This window comes from Azonexus sp., assembly GCF_036170495.1.
GTDB lineage: Bacteria > Pseudomonadota > Gammaproteobacteria > Burkholderiales > Rhodocyclaceae > Azonexus.
Window position 1 is genome coordinate 2,508 of sequence record NZ_JAVHPH010000129.1, and the last position, 2,678, is coordinate 5,185.

Consider the following 2,678-nt stretch of genomic DNA (forward strand, 5'->3'; position numbering starts at 1 on the left):
TTGATCAACGACATTTCCGACCAGACCAATCTGCTCGCGCTCAATGCCGCCATCGAAGCCGCCCGAGCCGGCGAAGCGGGTCGCGGTTTTGCCGTGGTCGCTGACGAAGTGCGAAAACTGGCGGAAAAGGTCAAGACTGCGACCCAGGTCATTGGCCAGAACACCCAGTCGATGATCAACCTCGTCTCCGACACCTCGGCCAAGACGCAAACCATTGTCGGTGAAGTGACGCGAGCCAACGGCTACATCGAGACCTCGGCTGCCGATCTGACAACCATGGTCGCCGACTTCAAGCAGACCACCGAGCAGCTGTCTTCAATCTCGAGCGCGATCTACAACCTGCGCGAGAGTAATCAGACGATCCACCACGAAGTCGAAGGCATCCGCGACCATGCGCGCGACATTTCCGGCCGCATGAAACAGTGCCTCGACAGCGCCAAGACACTGCGCGAATCGACCGAAGACCTGCAATGCACGCTGGCCGACTTCCGCACCGGCAACAGCATGTTCGACACGCTGCACGACAAGTGTGCCGACTTCCGCAACAACGTCGTCGCCGTGCTGCAAAAAATCAGCGACCGTGGCGTCAATGTTTTCGACCAGGCCTACAAGGAAATCCCGGGGTCCAACCCCAAGCGTTACACGACGGCCTACGACAACCAGTGCGACGCCGAGCTGACCCGCATGTACGACGACCTGTTGCGTGACGTGCCCGGCCTGACCTATTCGCTGGCGGTCGATACCAATGGCTACGCGCCAGCCCACAACGGCATCTTCTCCAACCAACCGAGCGGTGATCCGGTTGTCGACCTCGCCAAATGCCGGCACAAGCGCATCTTCAATGACCCGGTTGGCCTCAAGCTGGCCAAGAACGAGAAGCCCTCGCTGTTCCAGACCTACGTCCGCGACACCGGCGAGATCCTCGCCGACCTCTCGATGCCTATCCTGATCGGGGGCCGCCACTGGGGCGCCGTGCGCATCGGCTTCAAGACCGATCTGGTGAAATAGCTGTTCGTCGGTAGTCATTGGCTTTTAGCTAAAACCGGTGACTACCAACGCCCCCTCTATTGGTAAACGATCTCGACGTTTTCCGGCTGTAACCAGCCCGACAGGGCTTCTAGCAAGGCGTCATCAAGCCTGACCCGCAGGTCTTTGCCGAGTTGCAGCTCGCACTCGGCATCGGCATTGCGATAGCGCACGCGCACTGCCGCCGGTCCCGGCGCGAAGGGGGTCAGCAATGACTTCAATTTTCGCGCATCGGAATTGCCATTCATTTTGAGCAGCAGATGCCGGGCAAAACGCGCGCGGGCTTCGCCCAGCGTCATGAGCTTGTCAGCGGTAACGCTGTTGCCACCCGAGAAATCGTCGTAGCGCACCTTGCCTTCGATGACCAGCACCTCGTCGGTAACAATTTTGGTGCGTTCGGCTTCAAATAGCTCGTTGAATACGGTGACCTCGATCATCCCGGTGCCGTCATCCAGTTGCACAAACAGCATCTTGCCGCGCCGGGTCATCTGGGTGCGCACCCCGACCACGACACCCGCCAGCGTGGTCAGCTCCTTGGATGGTTCAAGCCGGTTGAGCGGCCGGCGCACGAAGCGCGACAGCTCTTTCTTGCAGGTGTTGTACGGATGGCCGGAAAAGAAGAAACCGAGCGCCGTTTTTTCTTCCATCAACTGCGTCTTTTCGTCCCATGGACGAACTTTGACGTATTCCGGCGCATGTTCGTCGGCCACATCGCCGACATCGAACAAGCTGGTCTGCATGGCGTTGCGTTCCATCTGCTCGGCAAAGTCCATGGCAATGCCGACCGTCGCCAGCAGGCGGTGGCGATCCGGCAATTTTGCCTCGTCAACAACCGGCGCGATGGCGTCAAAGGCGCCGGCCTTGATTAGCGCCTCGGTGGTGCGGCGATTGACCATGCGCTTGTCGCAGCGCTGGCAGAAATCGAATAGGTTCTTGAACGGGCCGCCGGTCTCGCGGGCTTTGAGGATCACGTTCACCGCCTGCTCGCCGGTACCCTTGACCGCCCCCAGGCCGTAGCGGATGGTGCTACGGTCGACCGGCTCGAAACGGTAATTCGAGACATTGACGTCGGGCCCGAGCACCTTGATCTTGTTGGCGATGGTGTCTTCGTAAAAGATCTTCACCGAGTCGGTGTTATCGAGATCGGACGACATCGTCGCCGCCATGAAGGCCGCGCAGTGGTGCGCCTTGAGCCAGGCGGTGTGATAGGTGACGACGGCGTAGGCGGCGGTGTGCGACTTATTGAAGCCGTACTCGGCGAACTTGGTCATCAGGTCGAATAACTGCTCGGCCAGCGCCGGATCGTAGCCCTTCTGCTTGGCGCCAGCGGCAATGGTCTCCCGGTGCTTGGCCATTTCCTCGGCCTTCTTCTTGCCCATCGCGCGGCGCAGCATGTCGGCGCCACCGAGCGTGTAACCGCCGATGATCTGCGAGATCTGCATGACCTGTTCCTGGTACACGATGACGCCATAGGTCGGCGACAGGCAGGCGGTCAGGTCGGGGTGGAAATAGTCGATCTTCTGCTGACCCTTTTTGCGCAGGATAAAGTCATCGACCATCCCGGAGCCGAGCGGGCCGGGACGATAGAGCGCAAGCACGGCGATGATGTCTTCGAAACGGTCGGGCGCCAGCTTCTTGAGCAGCTTCTTCAT

Annotated in this window: 1 protein-coding gene and 1 pseudogene; one reads left to right on the top strand and one right to left on the bottom strand. The window is 60.0% G+C overall.

The annotated features are described in order from the left end of the window. Positions 1 to 324: pseudogene (locus ADADOO_RS04060) on the top strand (methyl-accepting chemotaxis protein); the annotation flags it as partial. A gap of 740 nt (positions 325 to 1,064) precedes the next feature. Here ADADOO_RS04060 and dnaE read toward each other — a convergent pair. Continuing rightward, positions 1,065 to 2,678: DNA polymerase III subunit alpha (dnaE, locus tag ADADOO_RS04065; protein ID WP_511275237.1), on the bottom strand; the 1,614-nt coding region annotated here is incomplete at its 5' end.